The sequence below is a fragment of the Paenibacillus barcinonensis genome, from assembly GCF_003217495.1.
GTDB lineage: Bacteria > Bacillota > Bacilli > Paenibacillales > Paenibacillaceae > Paenibacillus > Paenibacillus barcinonensis.
In genome coordinates this window covers 1-1,141 of sequence record NZ_QJSW01000070.1, presented here as the reverse complement: position 1 = coordinate 1,141, position 1,141 = coordinate 1, and the positions used below count along the sequence as shown (strand labels likewise).

The following is a 1,141-nucleotide window of genomic DNA, read 5'->3' as shown; positions in this document are numbered from 1 at the left end:
CTGCGGCTCCTTCGGAGTCTGGGTCTGCGGGATGGATTTCGAGGAGGCATTTCAGCAGACAACCCCTTCGGGGTTCATGAATACAGGAACGTTATGTGAAAAATAGCAAATCGAATCAGGAGGACAACCATGGAATGGCTAAAAGATTTTCTTGAATGTTATCTCAAAGGACAGAGAGAAGAAGCCTATAAGATAAAAAAAGAACAAATTCCAAATAGACTATTTAAGTTTCAACCAATTGAAGAAGCAAGGATAAATAGTCTCATACAAAATAAAATTTGGTTTTCGACTCCAAAAGATTTAAATGATCCATACGACTGTATTGGTGTTCATTGGGATGAAGAAGAGTTATCAAGATATTTTAAAACAACACTTCCATCTGATAAATTACAGTATTTATCTACCAACGATATCGTACATGGTGCTCTTGATTCTATGCGAGATCATAATAGAATTAGTTGCTTTTCAGAAGAACTTTATAACATGCCAATGTGGGCGCATTATGCGAGTAATCATAAGGGGATGTGTGTTGAGTATAACTTTAGCTCCCTAGACGGCGAAAATGATTTTTCTGAGCAATTGTTTCCTGTAGGGTATGAGACCGATAGATATGATATCACTAATTTGATGAGATTGAGCTTTCAGCACCCTCCTGATATGCGAATATATTTGCTTTATTTTTTAATGCAGATTAAGCATAAAAGTTGGGCGTACGAAAAAGAATGGCGAGTAATGTTTAATGCAGAGGATAAAAAGAGTGGGCTGGTCGAATGTCCTATTCAGCCTACTGCTATATATTTTGGATTGAATTGTGAAGAGGCTGAAACAATATCAAAAAGAATAAAAGAATCTTTTGATTGCCCTATGTATAAGATGGTTCAAATCAACTCGAAATTCTATCATTTGGAATCACTAAATCTTTGAAGGCATTTCTTGGAAGCTGCTATTCATCACATAACATAATATTCACGCTGCGGACATACGTCCTGGGTCCGGCATTCGCCTGACACTCGACATGCGTCGAGTCGTGAATACAGGAACGTTATGAGAAATCATCGTGATATAATCAAGGCAAAAGAGAATAAGGCAGGCGAGACTAATTCATGGATGATTTTACGAAGAAGCGGATTATGAAGATTAT

Annotated in this window: 1 protein-coding gene; it reads left to right on the top strand. The window is 37.3% G+C overall.

Annotated elements, in window-relative coordinates; genetic code table 11:
• Positions 1 to 129: 129 nt before the first annotated feature.
• A complete protein-coding gene (locus DFQ00_RS28695) occupies positions 130 to 924 on the top strand; it encodes a DUF2971 domain-containing protein (RefSeq protein WP_110899780.1) in 795 nt (264 codons plus the stop codon).
• Positions 925 to 1,141: the final 217 nt, after the last annotated feature.